General features: G+C 55.2%; 19 protein-coding genes. 9 read left to right on the forward strand and 10 right to left on the reverse strand.

Annotated features, from left to right (window positions below; translation table 11 throughout):
* The first annotated feature begins 1 nt into the window (after position 1).
* The 3 genes from rpsK to rplQ all read left to right on the forward strand — a co-directional run bounded on the left by rpsK (position 2) and on the right by rplQ (position 2,071).
* On the forward strand, positions 2-391 hold the full coding sequence (gene rpsK, locus ACR0D6_RS10305) for a 30S ribosomal protein S11 (RefSeq protein WP_170478233.1): 390 nt from the start codon (positions 2-4) through the stop codon (positions 389-391).
* A gap of 119 nt (positions 392-510) precedes the next feature.
* Complete coding sequence (locus tag ACR0D6_RS10310; protein WP_170653922.1) at positions 511-1,527, forward strand: DNA-directed RNA polymerase subunit alpha; 1,017 nt, start codon at positions 511-513, stop codon at positions 1,525-1,527.
* Between the two features lie 118 nt (positions 1,528-1,645).
* Complete coding sequence (gene rplQ, locus ACR0D6_RS10315) at positions 1,646-2,071, forward strand: 50S ribosomal protein L17 (RefSeq protein ID WP_170653923.1); 426 nt, start codon at positions 1,646-1,648, stop codon at positions 2,069-2,071.
* Between the two features lie 83 nt (positions 2,072-2,154).
* Here the strand turns inward: rplQ and budA are convergent, their stop codons facing one another.
* Complete coding sequence (budA, locus tag ACR0D6_RS10320) at positions 2,155-2,943, reverse strand: acetolactate decarboxylase (protein ID WP_480765421.1); 789 nt, start codon at positions 2,941-2,943, stop codon at positions 2,155-2,157.
* 154 nt (positions 2,944-3,097) lie between these two features.
* On the opposite strand from budA, the gene ACR0D6_RS10325 reads away from it, so the two are divergent.
* From ACR0D6_RS10325 to bfr, 4 genes are all read left to right on the forward strand, one after another.
* The gene (locus tag ACR0D6_RS10325; RefSeq protein WP_480765422.1) at positions 3,098-4,477 is read left to right on the forward strand and encodes a trypsin-like peptidase domain-containing protein; all 1,380 of its coding nucleotides are present in this window, start codon (positions 3,098-3,100) and stop codon (positions 4,475-4,477) included.
* A gap of 343 nt (positions 4,478-4,820) precedes the next feature.
* Entirely contained in the window at positions 4,821-6,221 is a 1,401-nt protein-coding gene (locus ACR0D6_RS10330) for a DUF4856 domain-containing protein (RefSeq protein WP_480765423.1), read from the forward strand.
* Between the two features lie 65 nt (positions 6,222-6,286).
* Positions 6,287-7,276 carry a sterol desaturase family protein gene (locus ACR0D6_RS10335; protein ID WP_480765424.1) on the forward strand — a complete coding sequence of 330 codons (990 nt, stop codon included), beginning with the start codon at positions 6,287-6,289 and terminating at the stop codon, positions 7,274-7,276.
* 216 nt (positions 7,277-7,492) lie between these two features.
* The gene (bfr, locus tag ACR0D6_RS10340) at positions 7,493-7,978 is read left to right on the forward strand and encodes a bacterioferritin (RefSeq protein ID WP_170653928.1); all 486 of its coding nucleotides are present in this window, start codon (positions 7,493-7,495) and stop codon (positions 7,976-7,978) included.
* Positions 7,979-8,456: 478 nt separating this feature from the next.
* Here the strand turns inward: bfr and ACR0D6_RS10345 are convergent, their stop codons facing one another.
* The 3 genes from ACR0D6_RS10345 to ACR0D6_RS10355 form a co-directional block, all read right to left on the reverse strand.
* A complete protein-coding gene (locus ACR0D6_RS10345; RefSeq protein ID WP_480765425.1) occupies positions 8,457-9,275 on the reverse strand; it encodes a DUF2189 domain-containing protein in 819 nt (272 codons plus the stop codon).
* Positions 9,276-9,574: 299 nt separating this feature from the next.
* The gene (locus ACR0D6_RS10350) at positions 9,575-11,236 is read right to left on the reverse strand and encodes an ABC transporter substrate-binding protein (RefSeq protein WP_480765426.1); all 1,662 of its coding nucleotides are present in this window, start codon (positions 11,234-11,236) and stop codon (positions 9,575-9,577) included.
* Between the two features lie 35 nt (positions 11,237-11,271).
* The gene (locus ACR0D6_RS10355) at positions 11,272-12,798 is read right to left on the reverse strand and encodes a sulfatase family protein (protein WP_480765427.1); all 1,527 of its coding nucleotides are present in this window, start codon (positions 12,796-12,798) and stop codon (positions 11,272-11,274) included.
* A 97-nt stretch (positions 12,799-12,895) separates the two neighbouring features.
* Between ACR0D6_RS10355 and ACR0D6_RS10360 the strand changes: the two genes are divergently transcribed.
* On the forward strand, positions 12,896-13,816 hold the full coding sequence (locus ACR0D6_RS10360) for a LysR family transcriptional regulator (protein ID WP_480765428.1): 921 nt from the start codon (positions 12,896-12,898) through the stop codon (positions 13,814-13,816).
* Between the two features lie 526 nt (positions 13,817-14,342).
* The gene (locus tag ACR0D6_RS10365; RefSeq protein WP_480765429.1) at positions 14,343-16,142 is read left to right on the forward strand and encodes a BCCT family transporter; all 1,800 of its coding nucleotides are present in this window, start codon (positions 14,343-14,345) and stop codon (positions 16,140-16,142) included.
* 48 nt (positions 16,143-16,190) lie between these two features.
* Here ACR0D6_RS10365 and ACR0D6_RS10370 read toward each other — a convergent pair whose 3' ends face one another.
* From ACR0D6_RS10370 to ACR0D6_RS10395, 6 genes are all read right to left on the reverse strand, one after another.
* The gene (locus ACR0D6_RS10370) at positions 16,191-16,358 is read right to left on the reverse strand and encodes a TetR family transcriptional regulator C-terminal domain-containing protein (RefSeq protein ID WP_480765430.1); all 168 of its coding nucleotides are present in this window, start codon (positions 16,356-16,358) and stop codon (positions 16,191-16,193) included.
* A 171-nt stretch (positions 16,359-16,529) separates the two neighbouring features.
* On the reverse strand, positions 16,530-18,098 hold the full coding sequence (locus tag ACR0D6_RS10375; protein ID WP_480765431.1) for a trimethylamine methyltransferase family protein: 1,569 nt from the start codon (positions 18,096-18,098) through the stop codon (positions 16,530-16,532).
* 25 nt (positions 18,099-18,123) lie between these two features.
* Positions 18,124-19,323: an aromatic ring-hydroxylating oxygenase subunit alpha gene (locus ACR0D6_RS10380; protein WP_480765432.1), complete on the reverse strand. Its 1,200-nt coding sequence runs from the start codon at positions 19,321-19,323 to the stop codon at positions 18,124-18,126.
* Between the two features lie 8 nt (positions 19,324-19,331).
* Positions 19,332-21,398 (reverse strand): oxidoreductase, encoded by a 2,067-nt coding sequence (locus tag ACR0D6_RS10385; RefSeq protein WP_480765433.1) that lies wholly within the window; start codon positions 21,396-21,398, stop codon positions 19,332-19,334.
* A gap of 93 nt (positions 21,399-21,491) precedes the next feature.
* Positions 21,492-22,547 carry an ABC transporter substrate-binding protein gene (locus ACR0D6_RS10390; protein ID WP_480765434.1) on the reverse strand — a complete coding sequence of 352 codons (1,056 nt, stop codon included), beginning with the start codon at positions 22,545-22,547 and terminating at the stop codon, positions 21,492-21,494.
* Entirely contained in the window at positions 22,544-23,659 is a 1,116-nt protein-coding gene (locus ACR0D6_RS10395) for an ABC transporter ATP-binding protein (protein ID WP_480765435.1), read from the reverse strand. The genes ACR0D6_RS10390 and ACR0D6_RS10395 overlap by 4 nt, the downstream gene beginning before the upstream one ends.
* Between the last annotated feature and the right edge of the window lie 16 nt (positions 23,660-23,675).

Here is a 23,675-nt window from a genome sequence, read left to right on the forward strand (position 1 = left end):
GATGGCACGTGACAAGACACGCGTTAAACGCAAAGAGCGTAAGAACATCGCATCGGGCGTTGCCCATGTGAATTCGACCTTCAACAACACCAAGATCCTGATCTCGGACGTACAGGGCAACGCCATCTCGTGGTCGTCTGCCGGTACCATGGGTTTCAAGGGATCGCGCAAGTCGACACCCTATGCCGCCCAGATGGCTGCAGAAGATGCCGGCAAGAAGGCGCAGGACCACGGTGTCAAGACGCTGGAAGTCGAAGTTCAGGGCCCCGGTTCGGGTCGTGAATCGGCACTGCGCGCGCTGGCTGCAGTGGGCTTCAACATCACGTCGATCCGCGACGTGACGCCGATTGCCCACAATGGCTGCCGCCCGCCGAAGCGCCGCCGCGTCTAAGCGAACGCAATTTTAAGCTGGGGCCGTGTCACGATGCGCGGCCCCGGTTCGCCGTTTTGAAACCTCGGGCGTCTGAGCCTTTTCTGGACATGGGGCGCAGACAGGAATGGAGGGATTACATGATCCATAAGAATTGGGCAGAATTGATCAAACCGACCCAGCTTGACGGCAAGCCGGGCAATGATCCTGCGCGCAAGGCCACCCTGGTTGCCGAACCGCTGGAGCGTGGTTTTGGCCTGACTCTGGGCAACGCGCTGCGTCGCGTTCTGATGAGCTCGCTGCAGGGTGCCGCCATCACCAGCGTTCAGATCGACAACGTATTGCACGAATTCTCGTCGGTTGCGGGCGTTCGTGAAGACGTCACCGACATCATCCTGAACCTCAAGCAGGTCGCCCTGCGCATGGAAGTCGAAGGCCCCAAGCGCCTGTCGATCAATGCCAAGGGTCCCGCAGTTGTCACCGCCGGTGACATCAGCGAAAGCGCCGGCATCGAGGTTCTGAACCGCGATCACGTCATCTGCCACCTGGACGATGGCGCCGACCTGTTCATGGAACTGACCGTCAATACCGGCAAAGGCTACGTTTCGGCTGAAAAGAACAAGCCCGAAGATGCACCCATCGGCCTGATCCCGATCGACGCGATCTATTCGCCGGTGAAAAAGGTTGCCTATGACGTTCAGCCGACCCGTGAAGGTCAAGTTCTGGACTATGACAAGCTGACCCTGAAGATCGAAACAGATGGTTCGATCACGCCAGAAGACGCGTTGGCCTTTGCCGCACGCATCCTGCAGGACCAGCTGTCGATCTTCGTCAACTTCGACGAGCCGGAATCGGCTGGCCGCCAGGACGAAGACGATGGTCTGGAGTTCAACCCGCTGCTGCTGAAGAAAGTGGACGAGCTGGAACTGTCGGTCCGTTCGGCAAACTGCCTGAAGAACGACAACATCGTTTATATCGGCGATCTGATCCAAAAAACCGAAGCCGAGATGCTGCGCACCCCGAACTTCGGCCGCAAATCGCTGAACGAGATCAAAGAAGTGCTGTCCGGCATGGGTCTGCACCTCGGCATGGATGTCGAGGACTGGCCGCCCGACAACATCGAAGATCTGGCGAAGAAATTCGAAGACGCGTTCTAAGCGCGTCTTCCCCAATGCCCGGGCTGCCGGGGACCATATGGGCACTTCCGCCCCAAGGAGAGCCGGTGACACGCATCGCCGGCCAGACAAAGCAAAACGCGAAAGAAGGAACTAGAAAATGCGTCACGCACGTGGTTACCGCCGCCTGAACCGTACTCATGAGCACCGTAAGGCGCTGTTTGCGAACATGGCTGGCTCGCTCATCGAGCATGAGCAAATCAAAACAACTCTGCCGAAGGCAAAAGAACTGCGCCCGATCATCGAAAAGCTGGTCACTCTGGGCAAGCGCGGCGACCTGCACGCTCGTCGTCAGGCCGCAGCACAGCTGAAAGAAGACAAAGACGTCGCAAAGCTGTTCGAAGTTCTGGGCCCCCGCTACGCCGAGCGTCAGGGCGGTTATGTCCGCATCCTGAAGGCAGGCTTCCGCTATGGCGACATGGCTCCGATGGCGATCATCGAATTCGTTGATCGCGACGTCGACGCCAAGGGCGCAGCTGACAAGGCACGCGTCGCAGCTGAAGAAGCGGCTGCTGACGAAGAATAAGAAAGCCCGGCTTTCTGAATTGACCCCTGCGTCCCGGACGCAGGGGTATTTTTGTTGCGGAACAAAAACAGGTGGGGATTGTTCTAGTTGCCTTCCGCTTTGTGAATGTTGTCCTCTGACGCGCCTGCGGACAGGTCAGCATCGGAAAAGGCAGGTGTTTCCGGCAATTCCAGATGCAGGGACGACGTGTGGTCGATCTCCGTTTGCCCCCTTGTCAACGTATAGTCCAGAACGTGCCCTCCGGTCCTGAGGTCATTGGAAATAAAGTGCAGGTGATAACCGGGAACTCCAATCCCCACGGCGTAATCGGGACAACGAAATCCAAGAATGGTGCCGTCCACGTCGTCCAATTCAAACTCGGCCTGTGTTTTCACGACTTCAAGCAAGGGTTTGTAGGGTCGTTCCTGCCGAAGCACGTTTCGATACCTGATATACTTGATCCGGCCGGTAAAGCGGATTGCGTAAAACAGGTTCCGCTCTGCCGCCCTTTCGTCCATCTGGCTTTCAAATTCTGGCTTGTCGGTCTCAACGTTCAGTTCAAATGACTCCGTCGGCTGGAAATTGATGACGGCCGCATAAGGCGTAAGATCGCTATCCTTTGCCCTATTGGCTTTACCTTCACCGTCCAGACGATAGGCGACGCCGTCCAATACAATCATTTCGCCATCTAAAGCGTTGAACGTACCCAATCCAAAATTACCATGTTCGAGCAGCTCTTTAACCGACACCGTGCCGTCGTAGACCCCTTGCATAATCGCGCTGAGCAGCGAGGCCTGATAATATTCGTGAGCGTTGTCTCCCGCGCCTGATCGCCTTGCCTGATGGTGGCTGGCGACCGCGGTTGCAAAGGTCAGTTCCCGATCCTGATGCATGAGGTGTTCTCTCTCACGTTTAACGGTGTTGTGAATAATGTCTTGCACCGTACCCGATTGAAACTGAGTGCGGTACCGCGTGTGTGGCTTGATCCCTTGCATTCCGGGCTACAGCCCCGCATATCCGTCTGGCGACGTCGTCGGAGGGGTGTTTATGCTGCGAATCCTGATTTCCCTTTTGTTGCTTGCAGGGGTGGCCAATGCCGAAACCCGGGTGCCAACGTCGCAGGCTGAAATCAGTCTTGGTTTTGCGCCGGTGGTCAAGCAGGCGTCTCCGGCGGTGGTCAACATCTATGCCAAGATTGTGCGTCAGGGCCGCGTAAACCCGTTGTTTTCCGATCCATTCTTTCAGGATTTCTTTGGCAAAGGCTTTGGAACGCCCCGCCCGCGGGTTCAGAATTCGCTGGGCTCGGGGGTTATCCTGTCCGGGGATGGCTATGTGGTGTCGAATTACCATGTGGTTGGCATGGCGTCAGAGATTCAGGTCGTCACCACCGACAGGCGTGAATTCACCGCCGAGGTGGTTCTTGGGGATGAGGAAAGCGATATCGCCATTTTGCGCCTGCATGAGGCCAGCGGGCTGCCCTATCTGAAGCTTCGCAATTCAGACCGCGTGGAGGTGGGCGAACTGGCATTAGCGATCGGCAACCCATTCGGTGTCGGCCAGACCGTCTCGTCGGGCATCGTGTCGGGGCTGGCCCGATCCGGGACTGCGACAGGCAATGCGCGCGGATACTTCATCCAGACCGATGCGCCAATCAATCCGGGCAATTCGGGCGGCGCGCTGATCGACGTGAATGGCGACCTGATCGGGATCAACACCTCGATCCTTAGTCGTTCGGGTGGATCGAACGGTATCGGGTTCGCTATTCCCGCCAATCTGGTTGGCGCCTTTCTGCGTCAGGCACAGGACGGGAATGACAGTTTTGTCAGCCCTTGGGCGGGAATGGCCGGGCAGCATATGAGCGCCGATATTGCAGATTCACTTGGGCTTTCGCTGCCCGAAGGCGTTGTGATTTCCGATCTGCACCAACTCAGCCCGCTGGCTGAGGCCGGGTTCCGGGTGGGAGATGTCGTTACGCATGTGGACGGAGAAGAGGTCAATTCCCCGGCAGAGATGAAATTCCGCATGTCCATCTCTGGAATTGGTGGAACGTCGGTTTTGTCCCGGCTGCGTGGTACTGACCGTGATGAAGTAGAGGTTGCGCTGATTGTCGCGCCGAATACCCCACCAGCCGAGGAAACGGTTCTGGATGATGGTACGGTGTTACCGGGACTGACCGTGGCGCGGGCAAATCCTGCATTGATTTCAAAGATGGGTCTGCTGCTGTCACAGGCGGGTGTGGTTGTGGTCGATCCGGGCCCGTACGGCGCGCGCGCAGGCCTGCGACGCGGCGATGTTCTGAGCGAGGTCAATGGAAAGGACATGCAGCGACCGCGCGACGTGGTTCGGGCGCTGACCGATCCGGGCCGCCGGGTACAGCTCGAACTGTTGCGTCGAGGCCGGCCTTTGTCATTGCGATTCAGAATCTGAGGCATGGCTGACCTGCCCATAAGGTTTTGCGCAGAAATCCTGTGAGGGGGTAACCATAGCCGCAGTTTTCCTAATTGGTTCGGCGGAGCTTTCTGCCGACCAGATAAACTGTCGCCAATACTGCCAGCACGGACTGACTACTCGGCATCTCTGTGCGGCATACTCGCAGGAAGTGGGCGCGAAGGATCACACTGAAATCGGGATTTGGCGTTGGCGTTAACCTCGCTGAAAAAATTCTGGTTGGCCACCAATAAGGCTTGACTCTCCTGTAAAATAACCGACTAAAAGGATCAGATAAATAATCCCGACATTTTTAGTCGGTTGTGAATAAGAGGGACACCCCATGCTTAAGCCCATACTGAAACTCACTTCGGCGCTTGTCGTTACAACGCTCGCCGGTGGGGCAGCTCTTGCAGATCAGGCCTACGGCCCTTTTCCCGTCACCCTGAAAGGTTATGAGGGCGACAAAACCAACTCTGTGTCCTATTCCGGTCAGATCGCACGCCACGTGCTGCATGACAGCCTGAAAAAGGCGGCAGGCAAGGGCGACGGTGGCAACAACGCAGCCGAGGTTGAAGCGCTGATGCTGGCCTACTTCAACGGATCCGATGAAGATCTGGCCATTATCGCTCCGGCGTCAAAGGATGGTTTCCCGGTCAAGCAATCGACCGTGAATGAGATTTCCAAAGGCAAGAACATCTCGGGCAAGTTCTACAAAGGCGCAATGAATGCATGGCCTGGCAACCAGTCCGGCGTAGATGTTGCACTGCAGATGATCAAGATGGCGGCGTCTTCGAACCAGGGCTATGACCCGGTAAACGGCATGGACTGGGGTCAGCTGATCTCGAAATTCACGCTGGGTGCGATGGCGTATAATCAGGCGGTCGACAATTATCTCGATGAGAAGTTGGAAGCCGACAACAAGCCCAACAATGAGCCCTACAAAGAGGGTGCACATTACACAGGCAAAGAACATGTTTGGGACGAAGCATTTGGCTATTTCGGCGCTGCTGCGCATTCGGCCAACCTGTCACCCGAGCAGAACTATGGTGTGTCCAAGCAGAAAGACATGGCCGCTGCCGATGCAAACGGTGATGGCGTCATCGACCTGAAGACCGAAATGGTCTTTGGTCCAGCCTACTATGCCGCAGGTGCTGACAAAGGTGGCAACAAGAACACCCAGTACATGACCACCATCTTCAACGCGTTCCGTGACGGTCGTGCGCTGATCGCGTCGGCCAATGGTGAGGCGCTGACCGATGAGCAGCGCGCCGAGCTGAAGAACTATGCCGATATCATCGAAACCAACTGGGAAAAGACACTGGCGGAAGCCACGTTCAAATATGCCGGTTCGGTCTACAAGGACATCGACAAGATCAAATCGGGCGAGGACAGCGACAAGGCGCTGCGCAACTATGCCAAGCACTGGGGTGAACTCAAGGGCTTCTCGATGGCGCTCCAATCGGGCAAGAACAACCTCGGTGCGACTGCTATCGATCTGAACTGGCTGATCGGTTTTGGCCCCGCGATGCCCGATGGAAAGATGGTGTCCGACATCGATGCCAACGGCAACTTTGTTCGCGACCGCGAGATGACGCTGGATGACTATCAGGTCAACATGCTGAAAGTTCAGAAATTGTTGATCGACACGTTCGGCATCGAATCTCGCGCCAATGACGCAACAGCCGATTTGGCGGCGCTGGCTGAAAAGCTGGGCGAGAACGCTTCGGCGGAAAACGACTAAGGGTCTGTTGATCCCCCCGGCGGCGCGGCTAAAACGCCGCCGGGACACTGGCCGAAAGGCATCATTTGGAAATTCTCGATCACATAGGCTCTGTTTTTGCGGATTTTTCCAACCCAAAGAAGCGTGTCTTCTTTGGGTATCTGTTTTTGACTGTCCTGATCGCGCTGCTCTGGTTGGTGGCGGTGCGCGGATCATCGGTCAAACTGGCGCTGCGGCAGGTCTTTGACCGCAGGATTCTGTTTTCGGCCTCGGCCATTGCGGACTACAAGATTTTTGTGATCAACCGCGTGTTCACACTGTTCATTTCACCGCTTCTGCTATCGCAATTGGCGATCGCAACTGCCCTGTACTATGCGCTGCATGACGTTGACTTCCTGCGGCGAGGCGTGTTTTCGGATGCCCCGACGGGTGTGATTGTCGCGCTGTTCACTGCGACGATCTTTATCGTCGATGATTTCACCAAGTATCTGGTGCACCGCTGGATGCACCGCTGGCCGCTGCTTTGGGCCATTCACAAGACCCACCATTCCGCTGAAACCCTGACACCGATCACGGTCTACCGTACTCACCCGCTAGAAGGTATCCTGTTCGGCATGCGCAGCGCCGTGGCGCAGGGCACAACAATGGCAGTGTTTCTGTTCTTCTTCGGCAATGCCGTGGATTTGTATACGGTACTGGGCGTCAACGTCATGTCCTTTGTCTTCCATGTGACGGGATCGAACCTGCGGCACTCACATGTCGCGATCCGGTACTGGCCGTGGCTGGAGCATGTCCTGATCTCTCCGGCGCAGCATCAGGTGCATCATTCCATCGCGCGCGAACATCACGACAAGAACTTTGGTGTGGCTTTGGCGATTTGGGACTGGCTGTTCGGTTCGCTGCATTTGTCGGAGCAGGACAGCCAGCTTAAGTTTGGTTTGCAACCGAACGAAGCACACGCATCGAACATTATGGATATCTACCTGCGCCCGTTTGTCGATATGGCGCGGATTGTGCGGCGCAGAACGAGCAAATGGCGCGAAAGTATCGAGTGGCGGTCCCTGCGCAATCGCTAACGGTCATGAGTGCAGATAACCCGGCACGGTGCGCAGACCTTTAGAGGCAGGTTCTCTGTAGCTCCTTCTAATCAAATGGGAATCGTCAGGTAGCAAGGTAACACCTTGAAAGCATGTCTTTTGTCCGCGCTTTTGGGAACATGCCCGACAAGTGATAGAATTGCGGGTACCAAGGTTTGTTCCAAGCCGGATCGGGAACAGCAAGGGAGACCTGAGATGAAGGGCGACAAAAAGGTAATCGAATATCTGAACAAGGCGCTTCGGCATGAGTTGACGGCGGTCAGCCAATACTGGTTGCACTATCGCCTTCAGGACGATTGGGGACTTGGCAGCATGGCCAAGAAAAGCCGCGAGGAATCCATTGAGGAGATGGAGCATGCGGACAAGCTGATCGAGCGGATCATTTTTCTTGAAGGACATCCAAACCTGCAAAAGCTGGACCCGCTGAAGATCGGAGAGAACCCGCGTGAATCGCTGGAATGCGATCTGGCCGCAGAGCAAAGCGCCCGGGCCCTGTACAAAGAGGCACGGGATGTCTGCAAGGACGCGGGTGATTATGTTTCGATGGGATTGTTCGAGGAATTGATGTCAGACGAAGAGGGTCACATAGACTTTCTTGAGACGCAGCTTGACCTTTACGATCGGGTCGGTCCTGAACTCTTTGCTCAGCTTAATGCAACCAAAATGGAAGACGCAGACTGAACCGATTTTGAGGCGCAGAGTTGATCGTCATCTGCGAAGACGGCCAGAGTCGGGGCAAAGTTGATTGCGCCGACTGTGGAAACTGATGGTTTGAGGTTCGCCGGTTGGGAAATCCTTCGGACGAGAAAACTCTGATCACATCCGGACCGTTACTTCAGCCAGAAATTTTCTCTGGTCGATAAGGACATGTCCTACGTCGCCCGGTCGCAGATGATCGGGCATTATCTGCCACTCACGATCCTGTCTGATGCCCGGCAGTTTCAAGTTGCCGAAAGGTAGCATTACTCTGGAGAAGGCGGTCGTAAGTTCCCAAGCCGACGATGCGGTCGGAATCCAACACAACTATATGGTCGCAATATCTGACAGTGCTTGGCTGCAAAATTCAGGACACCCGCTTTTGCCAGATTCCTGATGTCAGCGCCTGCGGCCTGTGCGCCTGTCGCAGCCGTTCGGCTGATCAAGGCAAGGGTTGTACAGATCACTCTTTCACTGGTGACACTGCCCGCTGGTAGAGATGCCATGTGGTGTGACCAAGGATCGGCAATGTGAAGATCAGCCCCAGAAACGCCGGAACCATCGACAACAGAACGGTGACCGAGATAATTGCCGCCCAGCCGAGCATGACCACCGGGTTTTCCGTGACGACGCGAATGGACGTTAACATGGCAGACACGAAATTGGTTTCCCGGTCGAGCAGCATGGGCATGGCAACAACGGTTACCGAGAACAGAACAGCCGACAGGAACGCGCCGGCACAGGTGCCAACAGCAAGGAAGGTCCAGCCCTGAGGTGTGAAGAATACGGTGTTCAAGAACCCCTCGAAATCCGAGAAAGACGCATTTTGAAGGGTGATCGCCAGCCAAAGCCGAACCTGATAAATCCACACCCAGAAAATGAACAGGGTAACAAAGGCCATCCAGCCCATTTCGCGTTTGCGTTGATTGGCCATGACGGTAAGGATTTCCGACCAGCCGAAACTTTCCCCGTTCTGTAACCGGCGTGACATTTCATAAAGCCCGGCCGCGGCGAAAGGTGCGACCAGCGGAAACCCTACAATGGCGGGAATGATCATCCAGATCTTGCCGAGCCAGACCAGGCTCCAAACAAGCAGAATACCGAAAACCGCATAGAACAGGCCGAAGAACCCACTCATGACGGGGCGAGCCAGAAAGTCGGAAAATCCAGCCTTCAGTGACGCAGTAATATCCCCTGCAGTCACTTTGTTGATCTTGGGCAGTCCCTGCTGCTGTGGCGTCAGATTGTCCGGTGGTGTGGAACCTGCGGTTTTGAATGTCATGACACACTCCTCCCAAAGCATGGCACTGTGCTGGTCCGCTTTCCATCAGGCGCAGCGGCGAAGCAGACATTTCTTTAACGTATTCAAGTTTGCATCAGATGACGCATCGCGGCAAGGAGGGAGTATGGTAGCCAAATCTGCATTCACCCACTTTGACACCCTGAAAGTGCCTCGGATGGCGTAACCATCCGAAGCCTTTAGAGAAGATGAAACTGAGATAGCGTAAACCGTCGCAACGACCCTCGAACCATCAGACATTTCAACCTTGCAGACCGAGCGTCTTCGACCCCCGGGAGGTACTACAACCAGCCCATCTTATAGTGGTGGTGATCAAAGGTCAGATGTTGCCCGCAACCTGCCAGTCCCGAGCGGTGGTGGCGATAAAGTGCCCGCCAATACGGCTGAATAGCAACACCTTCGTCCTGTATCAATTTCTGGATTTTTGCCATCACTTCGCGGCGCTGATCCGCATCGGCAATGGCAAGTGCCTCGTCTAGCAATGCGTCGAACTCCTCGTTTTCCCATCCGAACTCGTTCCAGGCCTCACCCGAGCGATAGGCTACGTTCAGGATTTGCACCGCAAGGGCGCGATGGTTCCAGTTCGTTGCCGAGAACGGGTATTTGGTCCAGTCGTTCCAGAAGGTAGATCCGGGCAGTACCGTGCGTTTGACCTTGATCCCTGCGTCACGCAATTGGGCAGCGACCGCATCGCAGGTGTTTTTGCGCCAGTCATCGTCGATCGAGATCAACTCGTGCTCGAAATCGGCCATTCCGGCCTCTTCCATCAACTGCTTGGCTTTGGCCGGATCGAATTCCGGTGGCTGCAATTCGGCATAGGCTGGATGTACCGGCGCGACATGGTGGTTCTCGGCCGGGGCGCCCAGATTGTTGTACCCCAGTTCAAGGCAGATAGCATTGTCCACCGCCAGGGCCAGCGCGCGGCGCACACGGACATCCTCATAGGGACGCTTACCGTTGACCTCGGCCAACTGGTTGGGACGAACCACCAGGGTCGAGGCGGTCACAACCTCGGATTTCTCCAGTCCAAGATCGTCGAGGATGGCGATATACTCGCCCACGGATTCATGCAGCATGTCAACTTCTTCGGCGTCGATGGCCGCAATCCAGGCGGATGGGTCCGTGCCAAAATCCAGATATTCTATGCGGTCCAGGTAAGGGCCACCATAAACTTCGGTTCCCCACCAGACATGATCCGGCACTTGCTCTAGGACACATTTTTCACCAACCGCATATTCAACGATTTTGTATGGCCCTGTGCCGATATTGTTTAGCAGGTCGTTGGTGTCGAAACCGGCGTGAATAATCTGCGCCGGATAGTCCGCCATAGCCGGGATCAGTGAGATGTCGGGACGCGGCAGATTCAGTTTGACGGTCAGATCATCGACTACCTGAACACTGCCCGCAATGGCCTTGTCGGTTTCCTTGTCTACCAGCGTCGCCATTCGACCGGCCATCGAATTGCCTTCTACGGTCTTGTCGCACCAGCCTTCGATATTGCGAGCCACATCGGCGGCGGTGAAGGGATCGCCATTGTGCCATTTCACACCGGGGCGGACATTGAGCGTGTATTCCGTGGCGGTGTCGTTCACTTCCCAGCTATCCAGCAACATGCCCCGGAACGATCCGTCATTGTTGTATTCAACAAGATATTCGAAAGTTCCCCTGGTGATATTGCCGATTTGGGACCAGTCATAAACGCGAGGTTCTTTCAGCCCTTTAACATCCATCTGTATCCGCAAAGTACCACCCTGTTGCGGCGTCGCTTCCTGTGCCTGTGCTGGATTGGGTTCGCCCAGCAGGCCATAGGCAGCACCGGCGCTAAGACCAAGCGCGGTGGAACGCGCGAGAAAATCGCGCCGGGTGATCTTGCCGTCGCGCAATTCGCGCGCATGCATTTCAGCGGCGGGGTGCAATTGGTGCTTTGTTTGATTTGGTAACATAGGGATCTCCGTGTGTTGGTCTGAGCGGGCGTGTTTCAGTAGGTTGCAAGAGATGGTCCGCCAGCTTGTGCCGCGGGCGGGAATTCATGCTCCATTCGCTCAATTAGGTTTTGTTTTCTGGCGCTGAATTCCGGGTCGAAGAACAGGTTGACGTGCTCGCCCGGGTCCTTGCGCAGATCGAACATCTCTCCCCATTCCAGGTTCCCGGGATAGATCGTAATGCGCCAGTCTTCGGTCAGAAGGGTCTGGTTGTAAGTGTCCATACGAGTGCGGGGATGGTATTCGGCAAACAGAGCCTCGCGGCTGGACGCATCCGGTTTCGAAAGTAGCGGCATGAACGAGTGCCCGTCCGTTGGCTGCGACCGAAGATCCAGATGATCCTGCAGTGTCGCGCGCAAATCCAGATGGCTGGTGATGGTATCCCGTTCACCCGGTGTTATCCCCGGGCCTGCCATGATCAACGGAACATGCAGCAGCGATCTGTAGGGGCTCGGGCCTTTGCGGATCAATCCGTGATCGCCCAGCAGTTCTCCGTGGTCCGAGGTAAAGACGATCAGCGTGTCATCTGTCAGGCCGCACGTTTCAAGCTGGGCGATCAACCGTCCGACGCAGTCGTCAATCATCGATACCATTCCATAGGTGTGGGCGATGGCCTGACGTAATGAGGTGTCCGAAAACCGCGTCGTCGTCTGCATGAACCCCTGTTCGCGCGGGGGGCCGGGATTGCGCAGGAAATCCACATAGCTCTTGCCGGATTCCTCACGATCGCCGTCCAGTATGTACGAAGGCATGGCGGACAGTTCGTCCGGCTTCAATGCTGGTGCCGGTACGTCACTGGGGTCGTACATATCGCACCATGGAGCAGGCGGTGAGAATGGGTGATGCGGATCTGGATAGGAGACAAACAGGAAAAAGGGTTGTTCCGTGTCCTGCGTCTGAACGAAATCACACGCCCTGTCGGTGATCCAGGTATTGTAGTGAAGCTCGGATGGGATCGCGGATTTCCAGACCTCATCCATGTCTTCGGCCTGTGGTTCCAATGCATTTTCAGGCAGATACAACGCCGCCGCCTCCGGCGCGGTCTTGTTCAGCCATTGTGCGTAATGCCCACCTTCTGTGGCACTTACGGATTCACCGATCAGAATATCCACGGTGTCGAAACCATAGAAGGGGCCGTTCCAGTTTTCGCTTTCCGGTAAATCCCAAAAGGCATTTGAATCCGGCATTGCGTGTTCAGGCCCGGCCAGGATCGGTTGAAAATGGAACTTCCCGACCCCATGCGTGCAATAACCTGCCTCTTTCAGGTCATGGGTGATCAGCGGCAGGTCACCGGGCAAGGCAACTCCGTTGCGGGTCAGGCCGTGATTGCGAGCGTAGAGGCCGGAAAACAATGTCGAGCGGCTGGGCGAACAGATCTGATGCGGGGTGAAATGTTGCCGAAACACGGCGCCACGTGCCGCGAGCGTGTCGATATTCGGAGTTTTGACGACCGGATTTCCAGTACAGCCCAGACTGTCGGCCCTTTGCTGATCGGTCATGATCAGGATGATATTTTTCGGCATCGGTACAGCCCACATTAAGGATGTGCAAAAGCGTAGCGATGAAAGTACATTCAGAAAAATAGTACTTTTTGCCTATGATATTTGTATAACGAATACCATGTTTACTCAGAAGCAGTTAGCCGTGTTCCGGGCCGTCATGCAGACCGGATCAGTTTCAGCAGCCGGGCGGCGCATGAACCTTTCTCAACCCAGTGTCAGCCGAATCCTTGGCGATTTGGAAAGGCAGTTTGGGGTGCCCCTGTTTCAACGCAAAAGCAAAGGCGTTTCACCAACGCCAGAGGCCGAAGCGTTCCTTGAAGAAGTCGAACGGAACTATTTGGTTCTGGCGAACCTGGAAGAGGCTGCCGCACAAATCGCCCGAAAGGAGCGTGGGACGTTATCGATCGCAACCATTACGGCAGCGTCATTGGAAATCGTGCCCCGCGCCCTCGCTCGACTTCAGGTCGCTGAGAAAAACATCAAGGTGGTCTGGCAGGTGAAATCCTCAAAGTGGGTGCTGGATTTCGCACGCTCCGGAACACTCAGAACCGGCTTTGCGAATGTTCTGCACATACCATCCGGGATGAAAGTTCTTCACGAAGGCGCACTGCCCCATATGTGCTTTGTGCCCGCTGGCCACCCGCTTAACTCAATACAGGATCCTTTGTCGTTGCGCGATCTGCGCCCCTATCCGGTTATTGGATTGCTGGGGCAAGTCCAGGATGAGCTGATGCTGCGCAACATCGGCAAAAACGTGCATTCAACTATGACTGCCGAGACGTCGCTGGCTGCACTCACCCTCAGCCAGCACTGTGAAGGCCTACCCATTATCGATGCCTTTACGGCCCACTACTGGCAGAAGAACAATGATGGGCAGGCCAGAGTTGTTGAGGATTTGCCGCACTACAGGTTTGCGGTGTTTGAACCTTTGGGGATCAATGCATCCATGATAGACCGCGAATTTCAAACTTGTCTTCTGGAAGAGGTCGAAAAGATTCGAGAGTGGTCAGATTTCGTGTCCAGGCCATCCCGAGGTTGATGAAATATTCTCTCCCGATCACCCGGAGAATTGCTGCGCAGAATACTGCTTTCTGGCATCGGTTGCCTCGCGGGCACCGAGCTTATTCTGAAAGAACGCATTGACGCCGGCACATTGGTTCTCGCCCGATTGTCCAGCCGAAGCTTAGCATCAGAGAATTGAGCGGTCGCCCGGCAACCTTTACCTTTGAAGCTGTGCGTCAGCTCTTTTGGAACTGGATGGAACCTGACCGACTTACGTTCTATCGAATTCAAGGATTTCCCTTTGAACCCTCCCTTAAGCAGATATCTTCTGCTTCGGAGTGGAGGTTAAAGCAGCCAAACTCCAACTTGTTTCGGGCAACACCCAGCCAACAAACATAGAGGGTCTTTTTGGCTCATTCGGCGGATCAAAGTCAGCGCAGTGGAAAAACGTTGCAGTTCAGGCCTATTCTTTGGATGCTAAATGCATCGCAAACGTTCTCGTAAATGCTAACAGCCGACAGAGCGGCGTGCAAAGCAGTCAATCTAGGTAAGACCGGGATAACATGGCGCTTGAGGATCCCTTCACAGACCTCAAAATAAGAACTCAGCGGACTGGGTTTTACAAAGGATATAGTCTTCCGATTGCGCTGGTGAGCAAGTTCTCGGTTTCCCTGCTGGTCCTTTGGGCGCTGGTGTGGCCACTATCTGCGAACGATACCCTGCGTTCTTGGAAGTCGGGAATGTTGTCCGAGTTCAATACCTTCTACAATCTCTCCGTTGGATTGTTTGTATTCTTCCTATTTCTTATAGCATTCATTCCTTCAACCGGACGAATGCGGCTGGGTGTAGAAGATGAGAAACCCGAATTTTCGAACTTCTCTTGGTTTTCAATGATGTTTGGAGCGGGGCTTGGCGTGGGTCTCATGGTCTATGCAACTGCTGAACCACTTGGCCTATGGGAAACCAACCCATTGACCGTTTCCGGGGAAGTCACCCCCAAGAGCGAAGAGGCGATTGAAGGGGCTTATCGCTATACGTTTTTGCACACTGGTTTTCACGCTTGGGCAATATACGTAGTCACCGGTCTAAGCCTCGCCTATTACGCATTTACCAGGGGCATGCCGCTGACGATCCGAACTGCTTTGACCCCGTTGCTCGGCGAATACTCAAACGGTCTTGCAGGTCATGTAATCGATATTCTCGGCGTCGTGGCAACGATACTCGGCGTGGCGGTAACGATCGGATATGGCGTTTCTCAATTGGTAGATGGTGCGTTTCTGATTACCGGTGCGAATTGGCTTGTGGAGAATGCGACAACAACAATAAAGCCTTCGACCAACGGCCTTATCACGGCGTTGGTAGTTGTCATGACGATGTCGACACTCTCTGCCGTCTCTGGCGTGGGGCGCGGTGTCAAATACCTGTCAAATATTAATCTTCTCTTTTCGCTGGTTTTACTGGCGGTTTTTATTGTTTATGGCTCATTCGCATTTGCGGCGACGACCTATGCTACGGCCCTGGTTGACTATATCAAAAACTTCATCCACCTGAGTTTCCAAACGTTTCTCCCGATTTCCGAAGTTGAGTTTGCATCCGTATTACCAGCTGAGGCGGCCCCCTTTGTCGGAGAGCTCTTCCCAGGTGCGACTGACCCTTGGGGAACAAAAGCAACCTTTCTTGAAGGTTTGAGCAATGATACCGCCGGTCTTTCCGATGCAACCAAGACTGCAGCCTATGACGCGGGCACACGAGGTAGGTTGTTCGGATGGCAGGCGGGGTGGACTACATTTTATTGGGCATGGTGGATCGCGTTTTCGCCCTTTGTTGGCCTTTTCCTCGCACGTATCTCCAGAGGGCGAACCGTACGCGAATTTATACTGGGAGCGGTCATTGCGCCGTCCCTCGTTTGTTTCGCCTGGATGGCCATTCTTGGCGGAGCTGCCATCGATTTGGAACTGAAGGGGGATGCCAATGGGTCAATCCTTGCCGCATCAACGACGGCCACACTGTTCGTCACCTTGGGGGAGATGATATCGGGTGACTTGCTCGTGGTAGTGAGTGTCATGTGTGTTCTGCTAACCATGACATTCCTTGTTACATCCGCCGACTCTGGCATCCTTGTGATGAACACGATCATGTCCGGTGGGTCTGAAGATACTGGCTTGCTTCATCGCGTCATCTGGGGCGTTCTACTGACCCTTGTCATTGGAACTTTGCTGATTGCGGGCGGCGGCGGGTTAGAGGCTTTGACCAATTCCATGATAATCGGCGCGCTGCCGTTCAGCGTCGTCTTGCTGCTCATGTGCATCTCTCTGGCCAAGGCAATGATAAACGACTTGCGCCGATTGAACCACGAAACGTGAGCGGGTTCGCGATTATCCGCACTTGGCTCTTAGTTGTTTCAGGCCCGGTCACCCGCCGACCGACTGGGTTTTAATGTGTTGTGGAAACACTGACTGCAATACATACAGGCAGATCTTCAAAGCCTCTTCGGGTTTGAAGGTATCTGAGTGCAAATGGTAGTCTGTCCAGAGTCCTTCCAGCAAAGCAATCAACGCGTCTGTTGCAAGTTTCCTCACCGCTAATCATCACGGACGGCGAGTTGAACAACATTTTCGACATCCTTGAAAAAGGGATCCGACTGGTAACCGACGACCTGACGCGCCGCAGTGTATTTTTAACTTAAGTACAACCAAGAAGCGGCTTCGCAATGTTACGTATTGCGAAGCCTGCTCGGCGCTCAGCACCGCTTACCCGGCGCGCATTGCCTCCGGGGGCAATTTGATCGGGAACTTGGATCGAACCTCTGCATCGGCTTTGCTGCCAAAGTAGTTCGGGTAGTGATTGGACAGAATGTCATCCACAACGGATCGGCTCCGTTCGAACATGTCCTGACGACCGGCTTTCTCCCAGGTATCTGTCAGCTCTCGGTCCATCAGTGTAGGGTAGACATATTCGGTTTCCATGTACTGCAAGGTTTGAGCGTTGCCGAGGAAATGTCCGGGGTCGATTGCACATTCATGAATGACGTCGACCGAAAGCGTGTCGTCGCTCACCTCGATCCCGCGAAGCGTTCGCGATATCATTCCCGCAGCCTCGTTGTCGATGACCATTGACTCAAAGCTACAGCCCATCAAGCTGCCGAGCATTCCACCAAATTCGCAGAGCCGGTTGGCCCCAGCATGGGCCGCCAAAGCGAAGGTAAGCGCCTTTTCCAGCCCGTATTGCGCATCGGGAATTTTGGAATCGGTCATGCCGCATCCGACGCTGGTCGGCAGGTTGTAGAAATTGCCCATCTGGATAGCTGCGGCTGAAATCAACGCCTGTTCGCCACTGCCGCCTGTAAACGATCCAGTCCGCAAATCGGTAATAAACGGCCAGGCCGCAAAGACCACCGGCGTGCCCGAGTTGATCAGGTTGGCAATGGCTACACAAGACAGGGTTTCAGCGACGGCTTGCGCCAGCGTACCAGCCAACGGAGCAGGAGACGTAGCTCCGGCTTGCGGCGGGACGGCCAGATCGCAGACAAGCCCCATCTTTGCTGTATCGATCAGGATTTCCAGATTTTCCCGCCCGAATCTGAGCGGTGAAACGATGGGGCACCCACCAAAGATGACCGAGGGCTTTTCAAGGAACTTACCCTCTCCCCCCGAAGCGAGATCGAACAGATGGATTGCATCCTGAATATGCTCGCGCGTGCGGAATGTCAGACAGGATGGTTTCTCGCTGCCCGCCAGAATGGCGTAAAGCATGCTCATGTCATGCTCATAATCCTGGGGTACATCCGTCGCCAGAACCGTGTCACCAGTCATGTGGATGTTGTCGAGGCGATCCACCAGACGGGTGAAATCGTAAATATCCTTGAGCGTTGACGGCCGGTAACTGCGCGTTTCCGCATCGAAAGTGGTCACGGCGGTGCCGGAGTTCGCATAGTACACCTTGTCCTTGGTGCAGTGCATATCATCCTTACCGGCCCGCGATCCGCGTGCATGTACATAGAATTCGCTGGCCGCTTTGGCCAAAAGGTCTTCCATCAACGCGCGGGGAAGACACAGTCTGCCATGCTCGTTAACCGTCGCCCCCTTTGGCAACACGAGATCCAGAACTTCTTGCGTGGGGTCCCCGACGCCTGTCCGTTCCAGAATGCTGAGCGCGGCTTCGTGAATGCGCGCCATATCTGCGTCTGACAGCGGCTTGTACCGGCCACCCGAAATGCCGGGCCAGATTGCTTGCGAGGCGGCGTTGCTGGTTCGCACTGCTGCACGTGCTTCACGCCCGCCTCCGCGCCGTCTTGATCTGCGCTGAGTTAACTCTGTCATGTTTAGTCTCCGAATACTGAGCGTGTCAGATCATGCTGAAGTAGTTGCGATAGAAACCGGGAATGCTCCATTCCATTTCGGACAGCGGCCCCGGGACGAAATGGTATGAATTCACGCCTTCCTGATTGTGCCGGATGATCCGTTCGTCATCGAGCGATGTGACATGCCACAGCCATGTCAGGGCGTCCTTATCGTAATCTCGACCCTCTTCAGCGTCGCCGCGTACGTACCAAACGATCTGAATGTCTGTTTCTTGCAGGGCACGCGGGACGAACCGATACCCAACCACATGATCTGCGTAGACGAGGAAGTAGTTAAGGGTTCCGATCCCCAGGTCGGTAGCACCACCATCATGGCCCTTCAGTTCACCCAAAGGTGGCGCAAGTGGCGCACCATCCTTGCTGCCCGTCAGATAACCGGGGAACAGCGGGTAGCGCCGCCAATAAACATCCGCACCAGGTGCGATCGCGTTTTTGCCGGTCAGGTCCAGCTCCTCAGCAGGTATTCCAGCCTCTTCCATCCGCTCATGAAGCGCACCGCTGAACTCCAGAACCTGCGCTGGGTCTTTCAGAGAATGGCTACGCGAATAATCCTGATGGGACGGCGCGCAGTGATAGCATTCCAGATAATTCTCCAGTGCCAGTTTCCAGTTTGCCGGTACGGGATATGAGGCCTCATGCGCGACCTTCAGGTTGTCAAAATCGAACGGCTTGGAAAGCGGGGCCAGCCTCTCCAAAGCACTATCTAGCGGCGGAGCGTCTTCTGCCGCACAGACAAAAATCAGGCCCTGGAAAATTTTCACCTGAACCGGGAACAATCCGTATTGACCGGGGTCAAAGTCCGGGCCCATTGACCGTCCGTTTCGTAGCTTGCCATTCAGGTCAAAGGTCCACGCGTGATAGGGGCAGATGAAACTGCGCGCCTTGCCTTTCTTTTCAACGCAAACACGCGATCCGCGGTGGCGGCACACGTTCAGATGCGCGCGCACCTCGCCCTCTCGATCCCGAACGATAATCACGGACTCGGACCCATAGTCGAAAAGGAAGTAGTCACCGGGTTCAGCGACCTGGCTAACATGGCCGACCCAGATCCAGTTGCGATTCCAGAACGTACTGATGTCGTTCTCGTATACTGCCTGAGACGTATAGAAGTGACGCGGCAAGGCGAACCCTTCCCGTTGCGCTTCCATCAAATCGCGCATTACTTGCAGGTCATCTTTTGGCATAGCGCACCTCATACAGATTCAAGGGAAACGATTTCCCGGCGGAAAAATTCGCGGTCGATATCGCCCGCGTCGCGTTCGAAATTTCGGGCTGCCATGTGGCCAGAGTAAACGGCGTCAGCGATCAAACCCGGGTTCGCAGCATCACCGATCAATTCCAACGTAGTCAGCGGATTGTCGGCCAAACCGCTCAGCTCATCGTAAAGGGTGGTTTCGCGCATTCGCTGCGTTACCAACACGACAGAGCTACACTCAATAAACTGTTCTCGTCCGGTATAGGCGCAATGCAACTTCGCTTGACCGGGTGCGATACTGGCCAAAGACTGGGACAAAACCAGTTGAACGCCTTTTTCCAGCAGGCTGCGTTGTACTTTGGTCTGTTCCAGCGTCAATTCAGTAAACGGCGAAACCATTGAGGCAGGCGTCACAAAGATGATCTCTCGTCCGGCCTGAGCCAAATGATCCGCCAAAACTCCTCCGAGATAGGCTTGGTCATCATCGTAAACCATGATCGGGCCGTCCCCCGGCACAGCGCCTGACATGATGTCGTTCGGAGTGAAAACCTGAGAGCCTGAGCCTATCGAAACGCCCTGAAACGCTGATTTCCCGCGGCCATCTCGCCGCCATGTCGCGCCAGTGGCCAGAAAGACATTTGGAATGCCCAACTCAACGACCTCGCTTGCTGATAAACGGCTGTCGGTGAACAGTTGAACATTCCCTCGTTGTTGAAGGTCATAAATCCTGTGATCTGTCACCCGCTTCCAAGCGGATAAACCGGTCAGGCCGGATTCCTGCAACACACGTCCACCAAGCTCTTGCTTGGCTTCGGCCAACGTTACCTCGTAGCCCCGACGCGCCAGTTGCATGGCGCATTCAAGCCCAGCGGGACCGCTGCCAACAACGAGCGCGGTTTCTTCTTTTCCCCGGTGTTCAATGATCTCAGGGTGCCATTTCCTTCGCCACTCTTCGCCCATCGTCGGGTTTTGGGTACAGCGGATTGGAACGCCCAACGTATCGGATGAAACACAGATATTGCAGCCGATGCATTCGCGGATTTCTTCGATGCGACCTTCCTTGATTTTGTTAGGAAGAAACGGATCAGCAATGGATGGTCGCGCCGCGCCGACAAAATCAAGAACGCCTTTCTTGACCAGTGACACCATCAGATCCGGAGACGTCAGGCGTCCGACACCCACAACGGGCTTGGACGTGACCTGTTTGACGAATTCGATATACGAGGTTTGAAAGCCGTCCCGCGGTTCAAAACGGGTCGTCGCAGAGTCGTTGCTCCAGTCCGCGACGTTCACATCCCACAGGTCTGGCAACTCGGCCAGTAATTCGACAACGGCGCGACCTTCCTCCTGCGCTTGCATCCCGTCTGAGCCCAGCATTTCATCGACCGCGAACCGCAGGGCTATGGCGCAATCGTCTCCGACCTCATCCCGGGTTTCTTCCAGAAGCTCGCGGGTCAGGCGCACCCGGTTCTCCAACGAACCTCCATATTCATCCGTCCGGTCATTGAACTGTGGCAGCAGAAAATGATGCGGCAGGGTCATGTGATGCCCGGCATAAACATACACAATGTCAAATCCCGCCTCGCGTGAGCGACGCGCCGCTGCGCGGTGCCACTTGCGAAACTCACGAATGTCCGTCTTGTCCATAGCACGGGCCTGCTTGGGGTACGGGGATTGCAGGGCGAGTTCAGACGGTGCCAACAAGGGTGCCCGGCTCAGATGATTTTGCGCATGGTGGCCGTTATGCGCCAATTCAATTGCCGCCAAAGAGCCCTTGTCATGAACCGCTTCGGTCATAAGACGCAGCGCCGGGATATCTCGCTCGTCCCACAGCCGGTTTTCGGCATAGGGGGACAGATCAGAAGTCGGGTGAATCTCGGTCTCTTGATTGGACACGACAGCCCAACCGCCCTCGGCCTTCATTGCCCGCATGGCGGCTTCGGCCTGCGGTCGCAGATGCCCCATACCGTTGCAGTGGGGCACTTGATAAAACCGGTTTCGAGCCGTCACTGGCCCGATCTGTACCGGCTCGAAGAGAACAGAGTATCCGTCAGCGCCTGACATTGCCGCGCTTCCTCCAAAAAATCGGAAATAGTTTCGTGGGAATGGCAGGGGTTCTATGTCCCCACCATTCCCGGCTGTGTCGTAAAGGTGCGCTTAGAAGCCGGCTTTGATGCGCTCGAACTCCTTCAACATCTTGGCTTCCAGCTCAGGGTTAACCGCGTCAAAGAAGAGAGATCCTTCAAAGAAGCTGTCCACGTCCGAGAACCCGTAGGTTTCAATCAGCGCCGGATCAGCCTGCGCAAATGCATCCTGGTTGGCATGGGCGTATCCCCAGCTTTCGATGATGTATTTTCCGCTTGCAGCAGAGCTGAGTGCGTTCAGCATGTCATAGACCTGCTCATCCGACTGTTTGGCGGATTTCAGATGCACGTAACCGCAGACCCAAGTGGCGATGCCCTTGTCCACATCACGCATCATAACGGCCGGGGTTTCGTTCCAGATCAAGTTCAGTTCCGATTGGTTCCAGCCCCATCCCAGTGTGACCTCACCGCTGGCAATTGCCTGATCCAACTGGCCCGCATCAGACCAGTAGAAGCGCACATTCGGATGAATCGCCCGCAGGTAGTCTGCCGCTTTTTGGAATTCCTCGTCGCTCATATCGGTATAGCTGGAGGCGCCAGTTGCCAGTGCGGCCATGGCAAACGCACTGGATGCTGCGTCCGGAACGGCAACTTTACCCTGATAGGCCGGATCTGCTAGCAGCTGCAGCGAAACATCGTCCGCCGAGATCAGGTCGGTGCGGTAAATCAGGCCGGTGTTGCCCCATTCGAACGGCACCATGTAGGTCTGCCCGTCAATCGTGATGCCATCGACCTCTTTGATCTTTGGCATCAGTTTGTCCCAGTTCTCCAGCTTGCTGGTGTCGATCGGCTTGATCATGTCTGCCGCCACCCATTTTCTGAGGGCGTCCGTGCAGGGATGGGCCAGATCGGCCTCAAACCCGGATTGGAGCTTTGTAAATGCCTCTTCCACGCTGCCAAAATAGGTGTAGCTGGGCGCGCCACCGTACTTTTCTACATAGTCGCCGTAAAACCCCTGATCCTCATATCCGGACCAGTCGAAAACAGTCAGGTCAGCCGCATTTGCTAGCGCTTGGCTGGCCGTAAAGGTGGCAACAACTGCTGCCGTAAGTGATGCTGCTTTATTCATGTTTCTCCTCCCAAAGATTCACGTTTGCCCAAGTCGATCACCGAGGCGCTTTGAACGCCAAGCCAGACGGTATCGCCGCGGCTGTGATCGACAGTATGAAAGTAGTTCGGTACTGCGACGGCGATGCTGTCCTTCAGACCATCGACACGCACATAATAGTGGACGCTCTCACCATAGAAGGCGACGTCCGACACCTCGCCCTGAACATGAGCATCGTAGCCATCCGGTTTATCCGCGCTGATCTCCAATTGCTCGGGCCGAACGCCGACAAGAAGTTTCTTGTCATGCACCTGAACGTTGGGATTCACACCGATTTCCATCTGGCCAAAGCCCTGAATGTTGACTTCCAGCGTTTCAGAATTCTCTGAAGTCACCTCGGCATCCAGAAAGTTCATTCCACCGATAAAAGACGCCACTTCCCGGTTGCACGGTTGGGAATACAAGACCTCTGGCTTATCCACCTGCTTGAGCTGTCCTGCGAACATGACGCCGATGCGGTCGGACATGGTCATTGCCTCGTACTGGTCATGCGTGACCATGACGAAAGTAATTCCAAGCTTCTGCTGCAAGCGGCGCATTTCCAGCTGCATCGCTTCGCGTAGGTTTTTGTCCAACGCGGATAAGGGCTCATCCAGCAGCAACACCTTTGGCCGCATGACGAGTGCCCGGGCGAGCGCCACACGTTGCCGCTGACCGCCTGACAACTCATTGGCCTTGCGGTCCTGCAAGCCGCCAAGCTCAACCATCTCAAGCGCCTCGGCCACTCGTTCTTTGATTTCCCTTCGTGCAAGCTTTGTCTTGCGCAATCCGAAGCCGACATTGTCGCCGACATTCAGGTGCGGAAAGATCGCATAGCTTTGGAACACCATATTGGTGGGACGTTTGTTGGCCGGCACCGCGCCCATCGCTCGACCATCAATCCGAATTTCGCCTTCTTCGTGATCCTGAAAACCTGCGATGATGCGCAAAGCCGTTGTTTTTCCGCAGCCAGAAGGACCAAGCAGTGAAAAGAACTCACCCTCTTTCAGGGTAAGGTTCAGGTCTGAGACAGCCACAAAAGATCCAAAGCGTTTTTCGACGCCCTGTATTTCGATGATGTTCTGTTCGCTCATCTTGTTCGTTTCCTTT

Source organism: Ruegeria sp. BJ6 (genome assembly GCF_056537885.1).

What these genes read in the sequence shown, in the direction of transcription:
- bfr (WP_170653928.1), top strand. Translation starts at nt 7,493, where the DNA reads ATGAAGGGCGACAAAAAGGTAATCGAATATCTGAACAAGGCGCTTCGG.
- budA (WP_480765421.1), bottom strand. Translation starts at nt 2,943, where the DNA reads ATGCATCAGGATCGGGAACTGACCTTTGCAACCGCGGTCGCCAGCCAC.
- ACR0D6_RS10345 (WP_480765425.1), bottom strand. Translation starts at nt 9,275, where the DNA reads ATGACATTCAAAACCGCAGGTTCCACACCACCGGACAATCTGACGCCA.
- ACR0D6_RS10355 (WP_480765427.1), bottom strand. Translation starts at nt 12,798, where the DNA reads ATGCCGAAAAATATCATCCTGATCATGACCGATCAGCAAAGGGCCGAC.
- ACR0D6_RS10330 (WP_480765423.1), top strand. Translation starts at nt 4,821, where the DNA reads ATGCTTAAGCCCATACTGAAACTCACTTCGGCGCTTGTCGTTACAACG.
- ACR0D6_RS10310 (WP_170653922.1), top strand. Translation starts at nt 511, where the DNA reads ATGATCCATAAGAATTGGGCAGAATTGATCAAACCGACCCAGCTTGAC.
- rplQ (WP_170653923.1), top strand. Translation starts at nt 1,646, where the DNA reads ATGCGTCACGCACGTGGTTACCGCCGCCTGAACCGTACTCATGAGCAC.
- ACR0D6_RS10385 (WP_480765433.1), bottom strand. Translation starts at nt 21,398, where the DNA reads ATGTCAGGCGCTGACGGATACTCTGTTCTCTTCGAGCCGGTACAGATC.
- ACR0D6_RS10390 (WP_480765434.1), bottom strand. Translation starts at nt 22,547, where the DNA reads ATGAATAAAGCAGCATCACTTACGGCAGCAGTTGTTGCCACCTTTACG.
- ACR0D6_RS10350 (WP_480765426.1), bottom strand. Translation starts at nt 11,236, where the DNA reads ATGTTACCAAATCAAACAAAGCACCAATTGCACCCCGCCGCTGAAATG.
- rpsK (WP_170478233.1), top strand. Translation starts at nt 2, where the DNA reads ATGGCACGTGACAAGACACGCGTTAAACGCAAAGAGCGTAAGAACATC.
- ACR0D6_RS10395 (WP_480765435.1), bottom strand. Translation starts at nt 23,659, where the DNA reads ATGAGCGAACAGAACATCATCGAAATACAGGGCGTCGAAAAACGCTTT.
- ACR0D6_RS10360 (WP_480765428.1), top strand. Translation starts at nt 12,896, where the DNA reads ATGTTTACTCAGAAGCAGTTAGCCGTGTTCCGGGCCGTCATGCAGACC.
- ACR0D6_RS10365 (WP_480765429.1), top strand. Translation starts at nt 14,343, where the DNA reads ATGGCGCTTGAGGATCCCTTCACAGACCTCAAAATAAGAACTCAGCGG.
- ACR0D6_RS10325 (WP_480765422.1), top strand. Translation starts at nt 3,098, where the DNA reads ATGCTGCGAATCCTGATTTCCCTTTTGTTGCTTGCAGGGGTGGCCAAT.
- ACR0D6_RS10375 (WP_480765431.1), bottom strand. Translation starts at nt 18,098, where the DNA reads ATGACAGAGTTAACTCAGCGCAGATCAAGACGGCGCGGAGGCGGGCGT.
- ACR0D6_RS10380 (WP_480765432.1), bottom strand. Translation starts at nt 19,323, where the DNA reads ATGCCAAAAGATGACCTGCAAGTAATGCGCGATTTGATGGAAGCGCAA.